Below are 16891 nucleotides of genomic sequence, written 5' to 3' on the forward strand. Positions count from 1 at the left end.
TAACGAGGTAAACGCATGACCACGAATCTCGATTTCGACTTCTCTGACATGGCCGAGCTCAATCGCACGGTAATGCAGATGAGCACGCGCACCGGGAACCAGTGCTCAATGTGCCAGAAAAAGGGGTTGCCGATTCTGCCGGCCCGATACTCCGCCTTCGCCGATACGAACGCCCATGGTTCGTCCGGTGCGATGAGGCTGATGGGCGGTACGTTCGGCGACGGCGTAACGGATATCGCACTGAGAAAGGCGAAATACACGTTGCGCACGCTGCGCTACGGTTACGTGTACGTGTTCTACCCGAAGACCGGACGATGGCAGGCCTATGCGGTGACCGCCGAGGGCTACCTGTATGAGTACCCGATAGAGATGAATATCGACCGCAGCGTCGAGCGGCCCTTCAACTGTCATCAGCCCGAGCATGCTCAACTCGCTCAGTGCATCACCATCGAGGATGCGCAAAGGGCGGGCGTGGTCTACTTGGCTTTCAGCGAGGAACGCTGGACTAAGCAGGTGCGCGACCTATACGCGACCAATTTCATGGGCTGCCGCGACAAGCGAATGCAAACATTCGACGCGGCGGGATGGCTCAACGGCAGCACGCAGCAGCCTCACACGGAGACCGTGACACACGTCGCGGACCTGCTCAGCGAATACAAAGGCAGCCCGCCCGAGGCTTTGTCAAACGCTTGCTTCACATACCACCATCGCACCGGGCAAGGGCCCGCGCTGAAGCAGGCGATGGACTCCATTACACCTGACAAGGGGCTCATCTTCGCGCTGTGGGATCCGGTCGGCATCACGCAAGAGCTGAACTTCGAGCAGCGGCTCGCGTTCGGCGCCACGCTTGAACCGTACGAACACGGTATCTGGGCCACGAGCGCCATCGATGCGCTGCACGACGCTGTGATTGCGTCGGCGAAGGAGGACGCGGAAAGTGGCGCTCGGTTGATGCAGGCCAACACGTACCAAGGGCTGGGCGCCAGTGCGATATTCGACGGCGGCAAGCTGCTCGACAAGCAACTCAAAAGCATCGAGGCAATGAAGCAAGCGGACCTCGTCAGCGCGGGTCCCGAAGCGTGGAAGCCGTACACGACGCATTATCGGCAGCAGGCCATCGTCGACTTCAAAGAGCGCATGGCCGAGGTGCTCAAGCACGAGCAGGCGAGCACGCTCGTGCCTCTATCGCAGGACCATCAGGCCTGGTTGACGAGTCCTGCGTTGCTGAATGTCTTTCAATTCGACTACGAACAGGGCAACTGCCGCAGCGGCGTCAACTACACGAACGCGTTCACCGGTTGCATCGAAGGCGCGGCGGACCGCAAGGAAACGGTCGATGTGCTCGTCAAATGGGCAAAGGGCGATGTTTCGGATACGCGCAACCCGCTGCTGCGCGCGCTCGTGCTGAACCATCCCGTTCTGGCCGAGAAGGTCAAGCAAGCGTCGAGCTATCCGTACATCGAGATGCGCGAGTCGGTGGCAAAACTCATCGAGTCGTATAGCCAAATCGAGGACGTTGCGAAACAGGCGGACCCTCGCTTGTCAGGCGCCCTCGCCGGCTCGGTCGCTCGTCTTCTGCAACAGGCGGGCGGCCCGATTGTCGAAGCGGTGAGCGCTGGCGTGGACGCAACGGTCGCCAAAATAATCTACGCGACGATGTGCATGCGCACGAAAAAGCTGTTCGAGTTCAAAGCGCTATGGGGTTCGCCCGATCAGTGGGTGAACTACGTCGCGCGGCAGATGCAAGAGATGATGCCGGGACGGCAACAAATCGATGTGCGGGATTTGCAAACGAAGCTGCGCGAGAAGGCGGCGCCTGCGGGTGACAAGGATTGGGAGGTGAAGGTCAAGCAGTTCATACCCGTTCAAAGCGCTGAGCAGGAAGCGGCGGCGCTGTCCAGCGTCAAGGGCACGCCTAGCGTGTCCAAGCAAATGGCCGCGTCGATGCTGACGCCGGATGTCGTTGAAAATATCTACATGCCGAAGTTTCGGCTGATGGCCAAAGGTGAACCGGCATTTGCGGGCATCGGGGCGATTTTTAATGCGATCAATCTGCGGTTGGCGCGGGAAGAGCTGAGGAAGTCGAACCGGTTCAACGCAACGGAGAATGCCATCAAGTTCGACAATGCGGTGGCTGGGCTCGTGGCTAGTGTCGCGCAGTATGGACATGCGGCGATAGAATCGTTCGAGAAGTCCGGGGCCAAAGTCGGAGCTCGCTGGCTCAAGCTCGGCAGAATTATGGAAATTGTAGGGATGCTCGGCGGCGCGGTGGTCGGGCTAGTTTCGTCAGCCATCGACGGTTATCACGCTTGGGACGAGGGCAAACATGGAAATTACTTGCTAGCAATTCTCTATAGTGGGTCTGCAGTGGTCAGCGTCGCGCTGGTATGGGTTGCTTTCAGTGGTCCCGTACTCGCGCTTCCGCTTCTTGTGATCGCCGCGATACTTGGTGCGGTGGTTAACTACTTCAAGGAACGAGAAATCAATGATTGGCTGGAGCAATGCTACTTCGGGATAAAGGAGGCGAAGGAGCGGTTTCAGACGCTGGCGGAGGACCGAAAGGCGCTTGGATCTATCATTTCGTGACCAGGGGCAAGCATGATTTCGAACGGAATCTGGCGTCGCGCGAATCGGTCCGTAACCGAAGCTGAGGTGTCAGCTCGCTTGCCGCAAAGAAAACCGTGCGCCGAAACCGCGAAGAGCAGCGGCACCGTCTTTAAGGCCACCGACAGCTACCTTGAGGTGTGTGACGGCCTCTATCGCGAGAAAGGCCGGGGGGTGCTCGCATTCTTCACTGCCGGTATAGGAGCGCTGTGTTTGACGGCGATGCTCTCTTGGATGGCGGTCAACGTCTTTCCTGCAATACAGCAAAAGGGAGATGCAAACGCGGCTCATTGGGGGTTCGGCTTCCTTGCGCTAGCAGCGTTTGGCGTTTTTACGTTGTCTGTCCGCTCTCTATTGGGCGACTGTTTCAACTACACTCGCAGGCCGATTCGGTTCAACCGCAGCGACCGAACGATTTATGCATTTCGCCACAACGGCCCTGGTGGTGTTGTTTCCGTACCGTGGGACGACGCTTTCCTTTATGTCGAACGGCAGCCCAAAGCCGGCCTGACGTCGACTGCACCTCGCGTTGTTCGCTGCCTCGTCCTTGATGAGCAGGGGCGAGTCGCCGACAGCGTCCCGATCGGCAAGCGGGTAGTACTCGCCTCTTCGGAACAAGGTGAGTTCGGTAGGCAGGTCATGGCCGCGCTTTATGAGGACTTCGAGTATTACCGGCGGTTCATGGAGGACGGCCCTGCTTCGTTGCCACCGGTAGCCGAGTTCCTATCGACAAAAGTGTCCTTTCGAAACTCTTTGAAACTGCAGTTCGAAGGTTTGTGGGACATGTTAAGTTCGAGAAACGGTTTTCTAACGTTGCTTGGCATCGTCGCAGCGATACCGACATTCATTCTCGCGCTCGCATATCACCTCGCGCAGTTGACTTGCCGCGAGCCCGTATGGCCTGACGACGTCGAGCGCGCTTGCATGTCCCCTCCGGGACAGACGGAAGGACTCGCCTCATGAGCCGCCGATTCATTCGCAAGGGAGACAAAACTGACCGCAACGGCGTCGTCACGGACGGTATTGGAAATTCGTCGTTACAAGGCCAGCCATTAGCTTATCTCGGCGCTCCCGTGCAGTGTCCCGCGTGCGGGACAGAGGGCGTCATCATTAGTGACGGCTCCTCACGCACGATGACCGTCATGGGCAAGCAAGTCGCTCTCGAAAACGACCTATGCCAATGCAAATGTAACCCGTTGCCGAAGCTCATAGCATCACAAGCGCTTGGCTCCCTAACAACGTAACAACGTAATCAGTCCGGTGAAATTTTCAGCGGGTGTCGAGCGCATGCGAGAGGGCGATAACTTCGCCCGCCCCCCTCACTCCACCGTCACCGACTTCGCCAAGTTCCTTGGCTTATCGACATCAGTCCCACGCGCACAAGCCGTGTGATATGCCAACATCTGCAGCGGCACCACATGAAGAATCGGCGAGAGCATTCCATAATGCTCAGGCATCCTAATCACGTGAATGCCTTCATCATTCACGATCCGCGTATCCGCATCGGCAAACACATACAGTTGCCCCCCTCGCGCCCGCACTTCCTGAATATTCGACTTCAGCTTCTCGAGCAACGTGTCGTTCGGCGCCACCGTCACCACAGGCATCGCCTCGGTCACCAACGCGAGCGGGCCGTGCTTTAGCTCCCCTGCCGGGTAAGCCTCCGCGTGAATATACGAAATCTCCTTGAGCTTCAATGCGCCTTCCAGCGCAATCGGATAATGCATTCCGCGCCCAAGGAAAAGTGCATTCTCCTTGCGCGAGAACTCCTCCGACCACGCAATGATTTGCGGCTCCAATGCGAGCACGCTATTTAACGCCGCAGGCAAATGCCGCAAGCGCTTCACATACTCCGCTTCAAGCTCAGCCGACACATGCCCGCGCTGCTTGCCAAGCGTCACCGCCAGCACAAAAAGCGCAACCAGCTGCGTCGTGAATGCTTTCGTCGACGCGACACCAATCTCACGGCCCGCCCGCGTCAAGAACGCCATCTTCGTCAAGCGCACCATCGCGCTCGTCGAAACGTTGCAAATCGCAAGCGTATGTCGATGCCCCAACGCCTCGGCATGCTTCAATGCCGCCAGCGTATCGGCCGTCTCGCCCGACTGGGAAATGACCACGACCAATGCCTTGGGGTTCGGCACCGACTCGCGATAACGATACTCGCTCGCAATCTCGACCTGCGTCGGAATTTTTGCAATCGATTCGAGCCAATACTTCGCCGTCAACCCCGAGTAATAACTCGTGCCGCAAGCGAGAATCAACAAGCTGTCGATTTCACGAAACGCTGTCTCGGCGGCCTCGCCAAACAGCGACGAATCGAAGCTGTCACCCTGCGGTAACGTGTCGGAAATCGCACGAGGCTGTTCGAAGATTTCCTTTTGCATGAAATGCCGATATGGCCCGAGCTCCACTGCGCCGCCATATGACTGCACCGTCCGCACTTCGCGCGCAACGCTATGCCCTTCGCGGTCGTTGATTCGCACGCCATCGAGCGTCAATTCGCAAACATCGCCCTCTTCAAGGAACATGAATCGTTCGGTGCTGCCCGCAAGCGCCAATGCGTCGGACGCCAAGAAGTTCTCGCCCTCGCCCAATCCAACGACGAGCGGTGAGCCCTGCCGCGCCCCCACCACCGTATGCGGCTCGGCTTTATGCACGACCGCAATCGCATAAGCGCCATGCAATTGCTTCACGGCCTCGCGCACTGCCTCATACAAACTGTCGCGATAAAGGCTGTGAATCAAATGCGCAATGACTTCGGTATCGGTCTGCGAAACAAACTCGTAACCCCTGCCGCGCAGCATGTCGCGCAATTGCTCGTAATTCTCGATAATGCCGTTATGCACGAGTGCGATGGCATCGCGCGAGAAAATCGGATGCGCGTTATCGGTAACAGGTGCCCCGTGCGTCGCCCAACGCGTATGAGCAATCCCGGTCGGCCCCTCAAGGCGCCCGCCGTTCACCTGTGCATCGAGATCGGCCACACGCGACACGCTGCGCGCACGGCGCGGCTCGCCGCCGCCGTTCAGCACGGCCACCCCGCACGAGTCATAGCCGCGATACTCGAGGCGGCGAAGCCCTTCGATAAGAACAGAGACGATATTACGTTGCGCAACCGCGCCGACTATGCCGCACATGGGTTCGATCCTCCGCCGATGATGGCTTCTATGCTTCTATTCGAAAGGCCGCGTCAACCTTTCTTCTTCACAGGACGCACGTAATCGGTTCGTGTTCGCTGCGTCTTCTCGTTCAGCACAAGCGTATGCTCGGGTACGTCTTTCCATACTGTCGTGCCGGCCGCAATCGTGACACCGCGCCCTATGCGTACCGGCGCCACGAGTTGCGTGTCCGAGCCGACGAACACGTCATCTTCGATCACGGTGCGATGCTTATTGGCACCGTCGTAATTGCAGGTGATCGTGCCGGCACCGATATTCACGCGTGCACCAACATCGGCGTCACCGACATAACTCAGGTGATTCGCCTTCGAACCCTGTCCGAGCACGGCATTCTTCACTTCGACGAAGTTGCCGATATGGACGTCGTCGGCAAGCGCAGCACCAGGCCGCAAACGCGCATACGGACCCAGCGCGACGCGCTCGCCAACGATGGCGCCGTCGATATGCGTGAACGGCTCGATACGGGTGCCGGCGCCGATCGTCGCGTCACGCAGCACGCAATGCGCGCCGACCGACACGCCGTCGCCAAGCGTCACGCGTCCTTCGAATACGCAGTTGATGTCGATCGAAACATCGGTGCCACACGAGAGCGCGCCGCGAACGTCGAGCCGCGCCGGATCGGCAAGCGTGACGCCCGCTTGCAACAGCGCGTCGGCGATATTGCGCTGGTGGATGCGTTCGAGTTCGGCCAATTGCGCCTTGCTGTTCACGCCTAGCGTTTCCCACACTTCGTCAGGCTGCGTGGTGACGATGTCGAAGCCGGCTTCGATCGCGCGCTCGACGACATCGGTCAGGTAAAACTCACCCTGCGCGTTATCGTTTCTCAGCGAACCGAGCCACATCGCAAGCTGCGCGGTTGGCGCGACGACGATGCCCGTATTCACTTCGGCAATGCGCAGCTCCTCGAGCGTGGCGTCCTTCTGTTCGACGATGCGCACGACGTAGCCAGCTGGGTCGCGCACGATGCGCCCGTAGCCGTGCGGATCGTCGAGCATCACGGTCAACAACGCGTAACGGCCGTCGACCGCGGAATCGACAAGCCGCTTGAGCGTCGAGGCTTTGGTCAGCGGCACGTCGCCGTAAAGCACGAGCGTCGGTTGCGCGGGATCGAGCAACGGCAGCGCCTGCTGGACGGCATGACCGGTGCCGAGTTGCTCGCTTTGCACCGCAAATTGCACGTCCGGCGCAGCAACGGCCTGTTGCACGGCCTCGCCGCCATGGCCGATAACGACGACGATGCGCGCAGGGCTCAGCGCGCGCGCCGTATCGATGACATGCGAAAGCAGCGGCCGGCCTGCAAGGGGATGAAGCACTTTCGGCAACGCCGAACGCATGCGCTTGCCGGCGCCTGCAGCGAGAATGACGATATTCATTGCATCGGCCGAATGTCGGTATTAAGTGCGCGATTCTAACATCGCGCTATTTATGATCTATACACACTCAAAGATCGTCGAATTGAGCAAACGAAATCCGCTGCATGCCGGCGCGATCTGACCCACCGGATGTATCAGCCGCATCGTTACTCGTGCACGGGTCGTCGTCGAATGCGATATCGCCGAGCGGATCAGCATTGCCGGTCGCGCGCAGGCCCGCAAACGGAAACAGTTTTGCGTCCATCAAGTGCGACGGCACCACGTTCGCTAACGCACTGAACATGTTGTCGACACGCCCCGGAAAGCGCTTATCCCAATCGCGAATCAATGCCTTCATTTCCGCACGTTTCAGATTCGGCTGGCTACCGCAGAGGTTGCATGGAATGATTGGAAACGCACGCAATGCCGCATATTTCTCGAGATCGACCTCCTTCACGTACGCGAGCGGGCGAATCACGATGTGCTTGCCGTCGTCCGATTGCAGCTTCGGTGGCATGCCCTTGAGCTTGCCGCCGTAAAACAGATTGAGCAGCAACGTCTGCAAGATGTCGTCGCGATGATGGCCGAGCGCGATCTTCGTCGCACCGAGTTCGTCCGCCACGCGGTAAAGAATGCCGCGCCGCAGCCGCGAGCACAGCGAGCAGGTGGTCTTCCCTTCGGGCACGAGCCGCTTGACGATGCTGTATGTGTCCTGATTCTCGATGTGGAACGGGACGTTGAGGCTTCTCAGATAGTCGGGCAACACATGCTCGGGAAAACCCGGCTGCTTCTGATCGAGATTGACCGCGACGATATCGAACTCGATCGGCGCACGCTCGCGCAAACGCAGCAAGATGTCGAGCATCGCATAGCTGTCTTTGCCGCCGGACATGCAGACCATCACCTTGTCGCCGTTTTCGATCATGCCGAAGTCGCCGATAGCCTGGCCGACAAGGCGCGCGAGCCGCTTGAAAAGCTTGTTGTTCTCGTAGGCTTGCTTCTGTTCGCGACGCGTCAGCGCCTGTGGCTCGTTGTGTACGCGTCGGTCGGTGCCCGCATCCGCATTCACATTCGCTGCGGTTTCTGGCGCATTCATGCTGATTCCTCTTTGATACGAAAGACTTCGACCCCAACGGCGTCGCAGTCTGGATAAGCGTCCGGCTTTTCGGTCGATACCCGCACCGCCCGCACGAGCGGATGCGCAAGCATCGTCTTCGAAATATCGTCACACAGCGTTTCTTGCAGATGGACATGCCCTTGGTTCATCCGATCGGCGATCGTCGAGCGCATGAAGTCGTAATCGAGCACTTCGCGCAATTTGTCGTCGACGGGCGTCGAATTCGCAAGCGGCACGAACAGCTCGACGTTGATGATCACCCGCTGCTCGCCACGCTTTTCGAACTCGTGCACACCGATATTGATGAAAACCTCGTAATTGCGCAGAAAAAGCTTGCGGCAATCGGCAAGGCGAGGATGCAACAAAGCGGCAGCCATAATCGTTCCAGTTCAAAAGTGCGCAGCGGCGACGTCAACTCAGCGGCACCAGATGCCGGCCGCCGTCCACGATCAGCGTCGTGCCGGTCACGCTGCGCGCGTCGGCGAGATAGCAAGCCGCCGCAACGACATCTTCGAGCCGCGATGCTTCAGGTCGGGCGGCAACATCGTCGGGCGTACCATCGGCCGACTGCAGCGTCAGGCCCGAAGCCAGCCCCACGACCCGCACCTTAGGAGCCAGCGCCTGCGCGAGCGCTATCGTCGCTGTTTGCAGTGCCGCCTTCGACAACGTGTACGACAAATGATCGGGACTCGGGTTGTAAAGCTTCTGCGCCAGCATGTTCACGACGACGGCACGCTGAGATTCGTCGTCGCGAGCACCCTCCGGCGTGGCTTGATAAAGCGCGCGCGCCAACACGAGGGGCGCGGCCAGATTGATCGACATCGAATGCAAAAGCGTGTCGTAACCGACCTCATACGCCGTATCTTCCGCGATCAGCGACGCTTGGTTGACGACGCAGTGCGGGCGGCCCAACGCAGCCGTGCAGGCCGCCACGAGCTGCGCGGTGTCTGTTTCGACGGCCAGATCGGCATGCAACGCGCAAGCTCGCCGGCCAAGCGCTCGGATCTGCAAGACGATCGCAGCGGCCTCGGCGTGCGACGCGCTGTAATGCACGGCCACGTCCCAGCCGCGTGCGGCGAAACCCAGCGCACATGCACGGCCGACCCGGCCGGCGGCGCCGGTGATCAGCACGACGCGGCCGCCAGATGCGGCGCCAACGCCGGCGTGTGAATCGGAAAAGGCGCTCATTTACAATGCCGGGATGAATCAGAATGCTCACGAACCCCGCAGTTTACCCGTTCCCGGGACCGATGCGCTCGCCGCCTCCGAAGCGCTCGTCGCGCTCGTTCGCGACGAAATTGCCGCAGCAGGCGGCTGGCTGCCGTTCGATCGCTATATGGAACGCGCGCTCTACGCGCCGGGCCTCGGCTATTACAGCGGCGGCGCGCGCAAATTCGGCCTGCGCGCAGACGACGGCAGCGACTTCGTCACCGCGCCGGAACTCTCCGCGCTGTTCGCCGCGACGCTGGCGCGCCCCATTGCCCAGGCCATGGCGGCGAGCGGCACACGCGCGCTGATCGAGTTTGGGGCCGGCACCGGCAGGCTGGCCGCCGGACTCATGACCGCGCTCGCCGCGCTCGGTGTCGAATTCGACAGCTACGCCATCGTCGAACTGTCAGGCGAGCTGCGCGAACGTCAGCGCGAAACCATCGAAGCGCTCGCGGGACCGCTCGCGCAACGCGTACGCTGGCTCGATGCGCTGCCCGACCAATTCGCCGGCGTCGCGCTCGGCAATGAAGTCTTGGACGCGATGCCGGTCAAGCTATTTGCACGCACGCAAGGAGTCTGGCACGAACGCGGTGTGGCCACGGCCGCCGATGGTTCGCTGACGTTCGCGGACCGCATCGTGGGCAGCGACGGCATGGCGCTTGCCGAATACGACGCCGCCGCACTGGCTGCAATGGATACCGAAGCAGCCGCCGACATCGACTATGTCACCGAAACGCACGCGGCCGCCGCGGCTTTCGTGCGCACGGTCTGCACGCTGCTGCAGCGCGGTGCGGCGTTTTTCGTCGACTACGGCTTTCCGCGCCACGAGTATTACCATCCGCATCGCGCCGAAGGCACGCTGATGTGCCACTACCGCCACTACGCGCACGGCGATCCGTTTTTCCACCCGGGGCTGCAAGACATTACCGCTCACGTCGAATTCACGGCGATGGCCGAGGCCGGTGTCGATACGGGGGCCGATCTGCTCGGCTATACGTCGCAAGCCCGCTTTCTGATGAATGCCGGCATCACGGACGCGCTCGCACAACTCGATCCGGCCGATGTCGCACACTACCTGCCCGCTGCCAACGCGGTACAAAAGCTGTTATCGGAAGCTGAGATGGGCGAGCTTTTCAAAGTCGTTGCGTTCTCGCGCGGCATCGACAAAACGCTCGACGTGTTCGCGCGCGGCGATCGTTCGCACTCCTTATGAACCCGAGCCGGTGCCGGTGCCCATGTCGGGATTCGTTTTATTTGTTTCGGAGTCCTGACCAAGTGCCGCGGCCACCGCTTGCACGCGGGCACGGTGCACGGCATCTTTGATTTTGTCGGGCTGCTCGGCGAATGCCTGCGCGACGGCGCCGGCATCGACAGCCCGCGCCGCGGTCAATGCGACACGCAGCCGTTCGGGTTGGGGATACTCGCGCAACTCGAAGCCAAGCCGGCCGCGCGCGTCGGACTCGCATGCCTGCAACGCCTCAGCGAAACGCGCGGGCTTACGCAGCGCATCGCCGCGTTCGAGCAGGCGCACGAGCGCCGCCGCCCCCATTTCCATCGAACGATGAATATTGCCGTGCTCGCGCGCGACGAGCAGCGCCAGATCACGACATTCGTTCGGCACCCGCAGCCGCTCGCACATCGGCTTGAGCAGATCGACGCTGCGCGTTTCGTGACCGATATGGCGAGGCAGCACGTCGGCCGGCGTCGTTGCCTTGCCCAGATCGTGCGTGAGCGCGGCGAAACGCACGGCGAGCGCATAACCGCGCGACGCGGCGTGATCGACGACCATCATTACGTGCACGCCGGTATCGACCTCGGGATGGTAATCGGCTCGCTGCGCGACGCCGAACAACGCATCGACCTCGGGAAGCACGCGGACAAGCGCACCGCACTCGCGCAGCACGGTGAACATCCGAGACGGTTTTTTCTCCATCAGACCGCGCGAGATTTCCTGCCAGACCCGCTCGGGCACGAGCGCATCAACCTCGCCCGCGGCAACCATCTGCTTCATCAGTTCGAGCGTTTCCGGCGCGACCTCGAAGTCATCAAAGCGCGCGGCAAAGCGTGCCAGACGCAGTATCCGCACCGGGTCTTCGCCAAACGCGGGCCCGACATGGCGAAACCGCTTCGCCTGCAGGTCCCGTTGCCCACCGAAGGGGTCGATCACTGGGCCGTCCAGTTCGCCATCGGGCCGCAACTCGCGCGCCATTGCGTTGACCGTCAGATCGCGGCGGGCGAGATCCTCTTTTAGCGTCACATCGGGCGCGTAGTAGAACTGGAAGCCGTGATAACCGGCCGCAGTCTTGCGCTCGGTGCGCGCGAGCGCGTATTCCTCCTGTGTCGACGGATGCAGGAACACCGGGAAATCCTTGCCGACGGGGCGAAAGCCCTGAGCGATCATTTGCTCGGGCGTGGCGCCGACCACGACGTAATCGCGGTCGGATACCGGCATGCCCAGCAGCGCGTCGCGAATCGCCCCGCCTACGGCGTAAATCTTCATGCAACGTCTTCGTATTTCGCGAGCCGATGCGTTTCGAGCAGTGCGGCTTCGATCCATTCGCGCACGGCCGGCAGCGCCGTCACCCGCTCGGCGTAGCCCATTGCCGCATCGCTGAGCTTCGGCGCGTACGTGTTAAAACGCATGACCACCGGCGTATACATTGCATCGGCGATGCCGAACGATTCGCCGAACAAGAATGGGCCGCCGTGACGCGCGAGACACTCGCGCCAGATCGCGTCGATGCGCGCAATTTCGCTCAATACCGCCGGGGCCGTGACGGTGCCGGGGCGCTTGGCGCGAATATTCATCGACATCGACGAACGCACCTCGCCAAAGCCGCCATGCATCTCGCATGCCACCGCGCGGGCATGCGCGCGCGCTGCCGCGTCGCGCGGCCACAGCGGCGTGTTCGGATAGCGCTCGGCGATCGTCTCGAGAATCGCAAGCGATTCCCAGATCGATTGACCGTCATCGGTCACGAGACAAGGCACTTTGCCCGACGGGGAGTGTTCGAGAATGCGAGCTTCCGTGCCAGGCTCGCCCAGTTCGATTGCAATTTCGTCAAATGCAATGCCGGCGTGGCGCATCATCACCCACGGCCGCATCGACCACGAAGAATAGTTTTTGTCACCGATTACGAGTTTCATGTTGTCGAGGCAATCCAATCAATTAATAGTCAGTGGTACAAACGAATAAAACCGCGGCGGTGCCGCAGACCGCAGCAGGCCTCAGGATACGACGCTAACGTCCCGCGGTCGTGCGAAACACGCTGAAACGCGAGCGCAACGAGGCCGTGCCCAGATACGCGGGGGCGCTGGCCTCGATGCTGATCGGATCGATGTCGAGCTCGGGCGCAAGCGGCCCCGTCAACACCGCATCCTGCGACATCGAATCGAGATTGTCGCGCGTGATCACGGGTGCGCCCGGCATCATCTCGAACGTCATGGCCTGCATATAGGCAAGGGCATCCGGCAGACGCACGATGCGCGCGTGACGGCCGATGGCCTCTCCGCAGAATCTGACGAGCGCCTCGAGCGTATAAACCGTCGGGCCACCAAGCTCGTAAGCGCGCCCGGTGGCGGCATCGAGATCGAGCGCGTTGACGATCGCCTTCGCGACATCGCCGACGAAAATGGGCTGAAACTTCGCGTCAGGCTTCGCAAGCGGTATAACCGGGAAAAGGCGCTGCAGCACTGCAAACGTATTGAGGAAACGGTCTTCCGGGCCGAAGACGACCGACGGACGAAAAACCGTCGTCGCCAAACGCGAGGCGGCCAGCACCGCTTTTTCGCCGTCACCCTTCGAGCGCAGATACATGCTCGGTCCGCGCGGGTCCGCATTCAGTGCGCTCAGATGAATGAGCCGATGCACCCCCTTGCCTTCGCAAGCAGCGGCAATTCGCGTCGGCAACTCGACATGCAGCTTTGCGAACTCGGGGCCGTACGGGCTGCCGCGCCGGCCATGCAGCGTGCCAACCAGGTTGATGACGGCATCGGCGCCTTCGACAAAACGTGCGAGCGCCACCGGGTCGAAGACATCGGTTTCGCTCACGTCGAGCGGCAGCAGCGTGAGATGGTTCGCATTCTGGCGCCGCCGCGTCGCGACGCGCACGCTCTTGCCCGCGGCCACGAGCAGGTTGGCCAGATGAGACCCGATAAAGCCGGAACCGCCGATCAATGCTACCGATTGATGTCGCATCTTCGACTCCCTGCAAGCGGCCGCCGCACCGGTGAAACACGCGGCCCGAGCCGAAGGCGTCATTCAGGCAGGATGGCGCCGAGCCTGGCCTTCAGCGATTGCGGGCGACCTTCGAACAGCACCGCGTAGTAGACCGTATTCGACAGCACGTTTTTGACGTAATCGCGCGTTTCGTTAAACGGAATCGTCTCCGCAAAAACAGCGCCTTCGACTGCGCGCGGCAATACCGCTCGCCATTGCCGCGGGCGCCCCGGCCCCGCGTTATAGCCGGCCGTCGCCAGCACGGCGGAACCGTCGAACTGATTGTAGATCATCGACAGATAGGTCGTGCCGAGCAAGATGTTCGTATCGATGTTATTGAGCTGGGCCTGCGAAACCGAACCCAGGCCGATCTTTTTGGCGACCATCTTCGCCGTGCCCGGCATCAATTGCATCAGGCCGCCCGCGCCGACGCCCGAGCGCGCGTCGATGATAAAACGCGATTCCTGGCGGATCAGCCCATAGGCCCATTCGACATCGAGACCGTTGGTCTGTGCGTCGCGCTCGACGATATCGCGAAACGGCGACAGGTAACGCAGCGAAAAATCATGTTCGTTTTGCGTGCGGTCGGCCGTGTTCACAGTGCGGTCGTAAAGCTCGATGCGACGCGCGTACTCGGCCACCGCCAGCAGTTGCCGATCCGTCATGTTGCGCAGTGGCCAGTTCCATTCGCGGTTGCCCTCGAGGCGCAAATTCAGCGCGTAAAAGCGCCGTGCAAGTTCCAAGCCCGGCGTTTTCCCGGCGGCCACGACTTCGGCATCGGTGACGGCCGTCTTTGGCGGCACCGTAATCTTGCGGCCCAATTCCTCTGTGGCCAGTTGACCGTAAAAGCCGAAATTCGTCGCGAGGCGCTCGAACGCTTCGTTTGCGGTGGCCGTATCGCCCGCCTGCTTGAGCACGCGCGCGTGCCAATAAACCCACGCCGGCCGAGCGCGTAGCGCAGCCGGCATCTGCTCGATCGACCAGCGCACCATCGTCCAATCTCCAGCGACGAGCGCTGCGCGGGTGCGCCACTCATAAGCCGGGTACGACAGCGGGGCGTTCGCCGACAGCCGGAACCAATCGAGCGCGCCCGGAACCTGCCGGATGGCCGCTTGATAACCGATCGTGCCCCAGCCGATCGCGCGCTCAGCGAGCGAAAGCTGCGGCGCGATGCTCGCGAACGTCGCCGCAGCGGCCGCGGCATCGTTGCGCGCCATCTGCGTGAGCGCAAGCAGCGCCAATTGGTGCGCGGCCGAATCAGCCCCGACGCCGCGTGCCAACAAGAGCGGCGGTGCGCTCGTCGCCTGATCGAAGCGCGTCGGCTCCGGGCGCGTGGCGCCGAGTGCATCGGCAAGACGGCTGCCCGTGGTGGTCGCGCCTTGTTCGTAAGCGGTGCGGATCTGCTGCCAGACATCGTCTGGCGTGAACTGGTGCGTGGTGGCCAGCGCCGTAACCAAGTCGACGCAGCCATCGCCGTAATAACGCGGTTCGATCAGCAGCGCACGCGCGGCATCGGCGACGTTCTCGCCGCGCGCGGCCCGCGATTCGAGCGCATAGCATTTGACTTGCGTGTCGTCGTCGAGCACGAAGCGCGCGTATTGTGCGTCGAAGTTGCGCCAATCATGGCGTGCGCCGAGCACCGTCAGATAGTCGTTGCGCAGCCGGTCGGCAAGCGCCTCGCCATCGTGGCGCTGCAAGAACGAAAGCACCGGTGCATCAGGCGCATCGAGCCGCGCGTGGCCCTCGCCATCGAAAAGCTGGGGTTTGAGCTGGAAATACTCGAGGTAAGACGGCGCAGGATAGTCCGGAATCATGGCCGCCAGTTGAGCCGCGCGCGGTGCATCATTATTGCGTGCCGCCTCGCGCAACTGCACGAAGATTTGATCGTCGCTCGACAGCGCCGAAGCGCCGGCGTGACGCCCTGCGGACGCCGTGCCGCACGCGACGAGCGCCACGGCAGCCAAGGCGGAGCAAGCCGCGCGATATACTCGAACAAGGCGTTTCGACATCGTGGTTCGTGGAGCAAAAATTGAGCGACAGCATAGCACGCAACGTTGCGAAAAATTCGAAAGGCGCGCTGCGTAAAGCCTTGCGTGAAGCCCGTCTCGCGGCGGCTCAGGCGAATGGCGCACACGAGGCGATTGCCGCCGGCGTGCTCGAACTGCTCGCTCGGGCAACGCCTCGCGCGGTCGGCTTTTATTGGCCGTTGCCGGGCGAATTCGATGCGCGCGCCACGCTCGCCGAGTGGCTCAGTCACGACGCAAAGCGGCAAGCGGCACTGCCCGTCATCGCCGTGAAGGGCCACGCGCTGGTCTTTCATGGTTGGTCGCCCGACACGCCCATGCGTATCGGCCACCATCGTATTGCCGAGCCGCAAGGCACGGCGGTATTGCTGCCCGACATGCTGCTCGTGCCATGCGTGGGTTTCGACGATGACGGTTATCGGCTGGGCTATGGCGGCGGCTACTACGATCGCACGCTGGCCGGCTGGCCCGGCACGACCAGACCGCTCACGGTGGGTGTCGCCTATGAGGCATGCCGGCTGGCTGCGTTGCCGCGCGAGCAGCACGATCTGCCGCTCGACGCCATCGTCACCGAAAAAAGCGTGCGCGCGAACTTCGCACGGTAATCGCACGTCCGGCGAGGCGGTTGCAGCGCCCCCGTTGCAGCGATGCGATTACAGCGACGCCGCCGCGCGCGCGGCCGTATCGTAAAGCCCCGATGCGTTGCGCATCAATTGCGCGGCCTCGCCGACCTGCTCATTGACCAGCCCGCTCTCCTTGAGCGCGGCGATCAGGCAACGCTCGCGCACCTCGCGGTACTTGCCGCACAGGTCGCGCCCGGCAGGCGTTGCGGCGAAAAACACTTCCTTACCTATTTTTTCGCTTTTTACGTACCCTCTGGCGACGAGTTTTTTCAACGCGTACGTGGCAACGTGAGTGTCTTCGATGTTCAGCACAAAGCAAATATCGGCGAGCTTCTTCTTGCGCTCGCGGTGGCTCACATGGTGCAGCAGCGACACCTCGATTGGCGTCATGTCCTTGCCGCCCGCGGCGGCCATGCAGCGCACCATCCAGCGGTTGAACGCGTTGCTCGCCATGATGAGGCCGTATTCGAATTCGGATAATTCCGCACTGTCCTCGGACACGAGATGCTCTGAGGACACAATCTTGGTCGGATGGCGCGACATGGCAGCAGCTTGAAAGTA

At 61.5% G+C, this 16891-nt stretch carries 15 protein-coding genes; 5 read left to right on the forward strand and 10 right to left on the reverse strand.

Features of this window, described 5'->3' with window-relative positions:
- Positions 1 to 15: 15 nt before the first annotated feature.
- From ACSQ20_RS18175 to ACSQ20_RS18185, 3 genes are read left to right on the forward strand one after another with little or no spacing between them, the layout of a single operon-like run.
- Positions 16 to 2586 carry a T6SS effector BTH_I2691 family protein gene (locus ACSQ20_RS18175; protein WP_436022387.1) on the forward strand — a complete coding sequence of 857 codons (2571 nt, stop codon included), beginning with the start codon at positions 16 to 18 and terminating at the stop codon, positions 2584 to 2586.
- A 12-nt stretch (positions 2587 to 2598) separates the two neighbouring features.
- The gene (locus tag ACSQ20_RS18180; RefSeq protein ID WP_436022389.1) at positions 2599 to 3567 is read left to right on the forward strand and encodes a DUF6708 domain-containing protein; all 969 of its coding nucleotides are present in this window, start codon (positions 2599 to 2601) and stop codon (positions 3565 to 3567) included.
- Positions 3564 to 3848: a PAAR domain-containing protein gene (locus ACSQ20_RS18185; RefSeq protein ID WP_436022391.1), complete on the forward strand. Its 285-nt coding sequence runs from the start codon at positions 3564 to 3566 to the stop codon at positions 3846 to 3848. The genes ACSQ20_RS18180 and ACSQ20_RS18185 overlap by 4 nt, the downstream gene beginning before the upstream one ends.
- A gap of 75 nt (positions 3849 to 3923) precedes the next feature.
- Here the strand turns inward: ACSQ20_RS18185 and glmS are convergent, their stop codons facing one another.
- From glmS to ACSQ20_RS18210, 5 genes are all read right to left on the reverse strand, one after another.
- Positions 3924 to 5744 (reverse strand): glutamine--fructose-6-phosphate transaminase (isomerizing), encoded by a 1821-nt coding sequence (gene glmS, locus ACSQ20_RS18190; RefSeq protein WP_436022393.1) that lies wholly within the window; start codon positions 5742 to 5744, stop codon positions 3924 to 3926.
- Between the two features lie 53 nt (positions 5745 to 5797).
- Positions 5798 to 7159 carry a bifunctional UDP-N-acetylglucosamine diphosphorylase/glucosamine-1-phosphate N-acetyltransferase GlmU gene (glmU, locus tag ACSQ20_RS18195; protein ID WP_436022395.1) on the reverse strand — a complete coding sequence of 454 codons (1362 nt, stop codon included), beginning with the start codon at positions 7157 to 7159 and terminating at the stop codon, positions 5798 to 5800.
- Positions 7160 to 7226: 67 nt separating this feature from the next.
- Positions 7227 to 8234 (reverse strand): tRNA 2-thiocytidine(32) synthetase TtcA, encoded by a 1008-nt coding sequence (ttcA, locus tag ACSQ20_RS18200; protein ID WP_436022397.1) that lies wholly within the window; start codon positions 8232 to 8234, stop codon positions 7227 to 7229.
- Positions 8231 to 8632 (reverse strand): dihydroneopterin aldolase, encoded by a 402-nt coding sequence (locus tag ACSQ20_RS18205; RefSeq protein WP_436022399.1) that lies wholly within the window; start codon positions 8630 to 8632, stop codon positions 8231 to 8233. The genes ttcA and ACSQ20_RS18205 overlap by 4 nt, the downstream gene beginning before the upstream one ends.
- A 34-nt stretch (positions 8633 to 8666) precedes the next feature.
- A complete protein-coding gene (locus tag ACSQ20_RS18210) occupies positions 8667 to 9443 on the reverse strand; it encodes an SDR family NAD(P)-dependent oxidoreductase (RefSeq protein ID WP_436022401.1) in 777 nt (258 codons plus the stop codon).
- Between the two features lie 13 nt (positions 9444 to 9456).
- Here ACSQ20_RS18210 and ACSQ20_RS18215 point away from each other — a divergent pair, with 13 nt between their 5' ends.
- Entirely contained in the window at positions 9457 to 10677 is a 1221-nt protein-coding gene (locus ACSQ20_RS18215) for a class I SAM-dependent methyltransferase (protein WP_436022403.1), read from the forward strand.
- Here the strand turns inward: ACSQ20_RS18215 and ACSQ20_RS18220 are convergent.
- The 4 genes from ACSQ20_RS18220 to ACSQ20_RS18235 all read right to left on the reverse strand — a co-directional run bounded on the left by ACSQ20_RS18220 (position 10672) and on the right by ACSQ20_RS18235 (position 15692).
- Complete coding sequence (locus ACSQ20_RS18220) at positions 10672 to 11964, reverse strand: multifunctional CCA addition/repair protein (protein WP_436022405.1); 1293 nt, start codon at positions 11962 to 11964, stop codon at positions 10672 to 10674. The two genes, ACSQ20_RS18215 and ACSQ20_RS18220, sit on opposite strands and share 6 nt — an antisense overlap.
- Positions 11961 to 12611 (reverse strand): glutathione S-transferase family protein, encoded by a 651-nt coding sequence (locus ACSQ20_RS18225; RefSeq protein ID WP_436022407.1) that lies wholly within the window; start codon positions 12609 to 12611, stop codon positions 11961 to 11963. Before ACSQ20_RS18225 ends, ACSQ20_RS18220 begins: the two co-directional genes overlap by 4 nt.
- Positions 12612 to 12705: 94 nt before the next feature.
- Positions 12706 to 13662 carry a complex I NDUFA9 subunit family protein gene (locus tag ACSQ20_RS18230; RefSeq protein ID WP_436022409.1) on the reverse strand — a complete coding sequence of 319 codons (957 nt, stop codon included), beginning with the start codon at positions 13660 to 13662 and terminating at the stop codon, positions 12706 to 12708.
- A 59-nt stretch (positions 13663 to 13721) separates the two neighbouring features.
- Entirely contained in the window at positions 13722 to 15692 is a 1971-nt protein-coding gene (locus tag ACSQ20_RS18235) for a transglycosylase SLT domain-containing protein (RefSeq protein ID WP_436022411.1), read from the reverse strand.
- Between the two features lie 20 nt (positions 15693 to 15712).
- Between ACSQ20_RS18235 and ACSQ20_RS18240 the strand changes: the two genes are divergently transcribed.
- Positions 15713 to 16312, forward strand: coding sequence for a 5-formyltetrahydrofolate cyclo-ligase (locus ACSQ20_RS18240; protein ID WP_436022413.1), 600 nt, complete (start codon positions 15713 to 15715; stop codon positions 16310 to 16312).
- A 48-nt stretch (positions 16313 to 16360) separates the two neighbouring features.
- On the opposite strand, the gene ACSQ20_RS18245 is transcribed toward ACSQ20_RS18240, so the two are convergent.
- Complete coding sequence (locus tag ACSQ20_RS18245) at positions 16361 to 16873, reverse strand: winged helix DNA-binding protein (protein WP_436022415.1); 513 nt, start codon at positions 16871 to 16873, stop codon at positions 16361 to 16363.
- Between the last annotated feature and the right edge of the window lie 18 nt (positions 16874 to 16891).

The sequence above is a fragment of the Trinickia sp. LjRoot230 genome (genome assembly GCF_964253315.1).
GTDB lineage: Bacteria > Pseudomonadota > Gammaproteobacteria > Burkholderiales > Burkholderiaceae > Trinickia.

What these genes read in the sequence shown, in the direction of transcription:
- ACSQ20_RS18175 (WP_436022387.1), top strand. Translation starts at nt 16, where the DNA reads ATGACCACGAATCTCGATTTCGACTTCTCTGACATGGCCGAGCTCAAT.
- ACSQ20_RS18180 (WP_436022389.1), top strand. Translation starts at nt 2,599, where the DNA reads ATGATTTCGAACGGAATCTGGCGTCGCGCGAATCGGTCCGTAACCGAA.
- ACSQ20_RS18185 (WP_436022391.1), top strand. Translation starts at nt 3,564, where the DNA reads ATGAGCCGCCGATTCATTCGCAAGGGAGACAAAACTGACCGCAACGGC.
- glmS (WP_436022393.1), bottom strand. Translation starts at nt 5,744, where the DNA reads ATGTGCGGCATAGTCGGCGCGGTTGCGCAACGTAATATCGTCTCTGTT.
- glmU (WP_436022395.1), bottom strand. Translation starts at nt 7,159, where the DNA reads ATGAATATCGTCATTCTCGCTGCAGGCGCCGGCAAGCGCATGCGTTCG.
- ttcA (WP_436022397.1), bottom strand. Translation starts at nt 8,234, where the DNA reads ATGAATGCGCCAGAAACCGCAGCGAATGTGAATGCGGATGCGGGCACC.
- ACSQ20_RS18205 (WP_436022399.1), bottom strand. Translation starts at nt 8,632, where the DNA reads ATGGCTGCCGCTTTGTTGCATCCTCGCCTTGCCGATTGCCGCAAGCTT.
- ACSQ20_RS18210 (WP_436022401.1), bottom strand. Translation starts at nt 9,443, where the DNA reads ATGAGCGCCTTTTCCGATTCACACGCCGGCGTTGGCGCCGCATCTGGC.
- ACSQ20_RS18215 (WP_436022403.1), top strand. Translation starts at nt 9,457, where the DNA reads ATGAATCAGAATGCTCACGAACCCCGCAGTTTACCCGTTCCCGGGACC.
- ACSQ20_RS18220 (WP_436022405.1), bottom strand. Translation starts at nt 11,964, where the DNA reads ATGAAGATTTACGCCGTAGGCGGGGCGATTCGCGACGCGCTGCTGGGC.
- ACSQ20_RS18225 (WP_436022407.1), bottom strand. Translation starts at nt 12,611, where the DNA reads ATGAAACTCGTAATCGGTGACAAAAACTATTCTTCGTGGTCGATGCGG.
- ACSQ20_RS18230 (WP_436022409.1), bottom strand. Translation starts at nt 13,662, where the DNA reads ATGCGACATCAATCGGTAGCATTGATCGGCGGTTCCGGCTTTATCGGG.
- ACSQ20_RS18235 (WP_436022411.1), bottom strand. Translation starts at nt 15,692, where the DNA reads ATGTCGAAACGCCTTGTTCGAGTATATCGCGCGGCTTGCTCCGCCTTG.
- ACSQ20_RS18245 (WP_436022415.1), bottom strand. Translation starts at nt 16,873, where the DNA reads ATGTCGCGCCATCCGACCAAGATTGTGTCCTCAGAGCATCTCGTGTCC.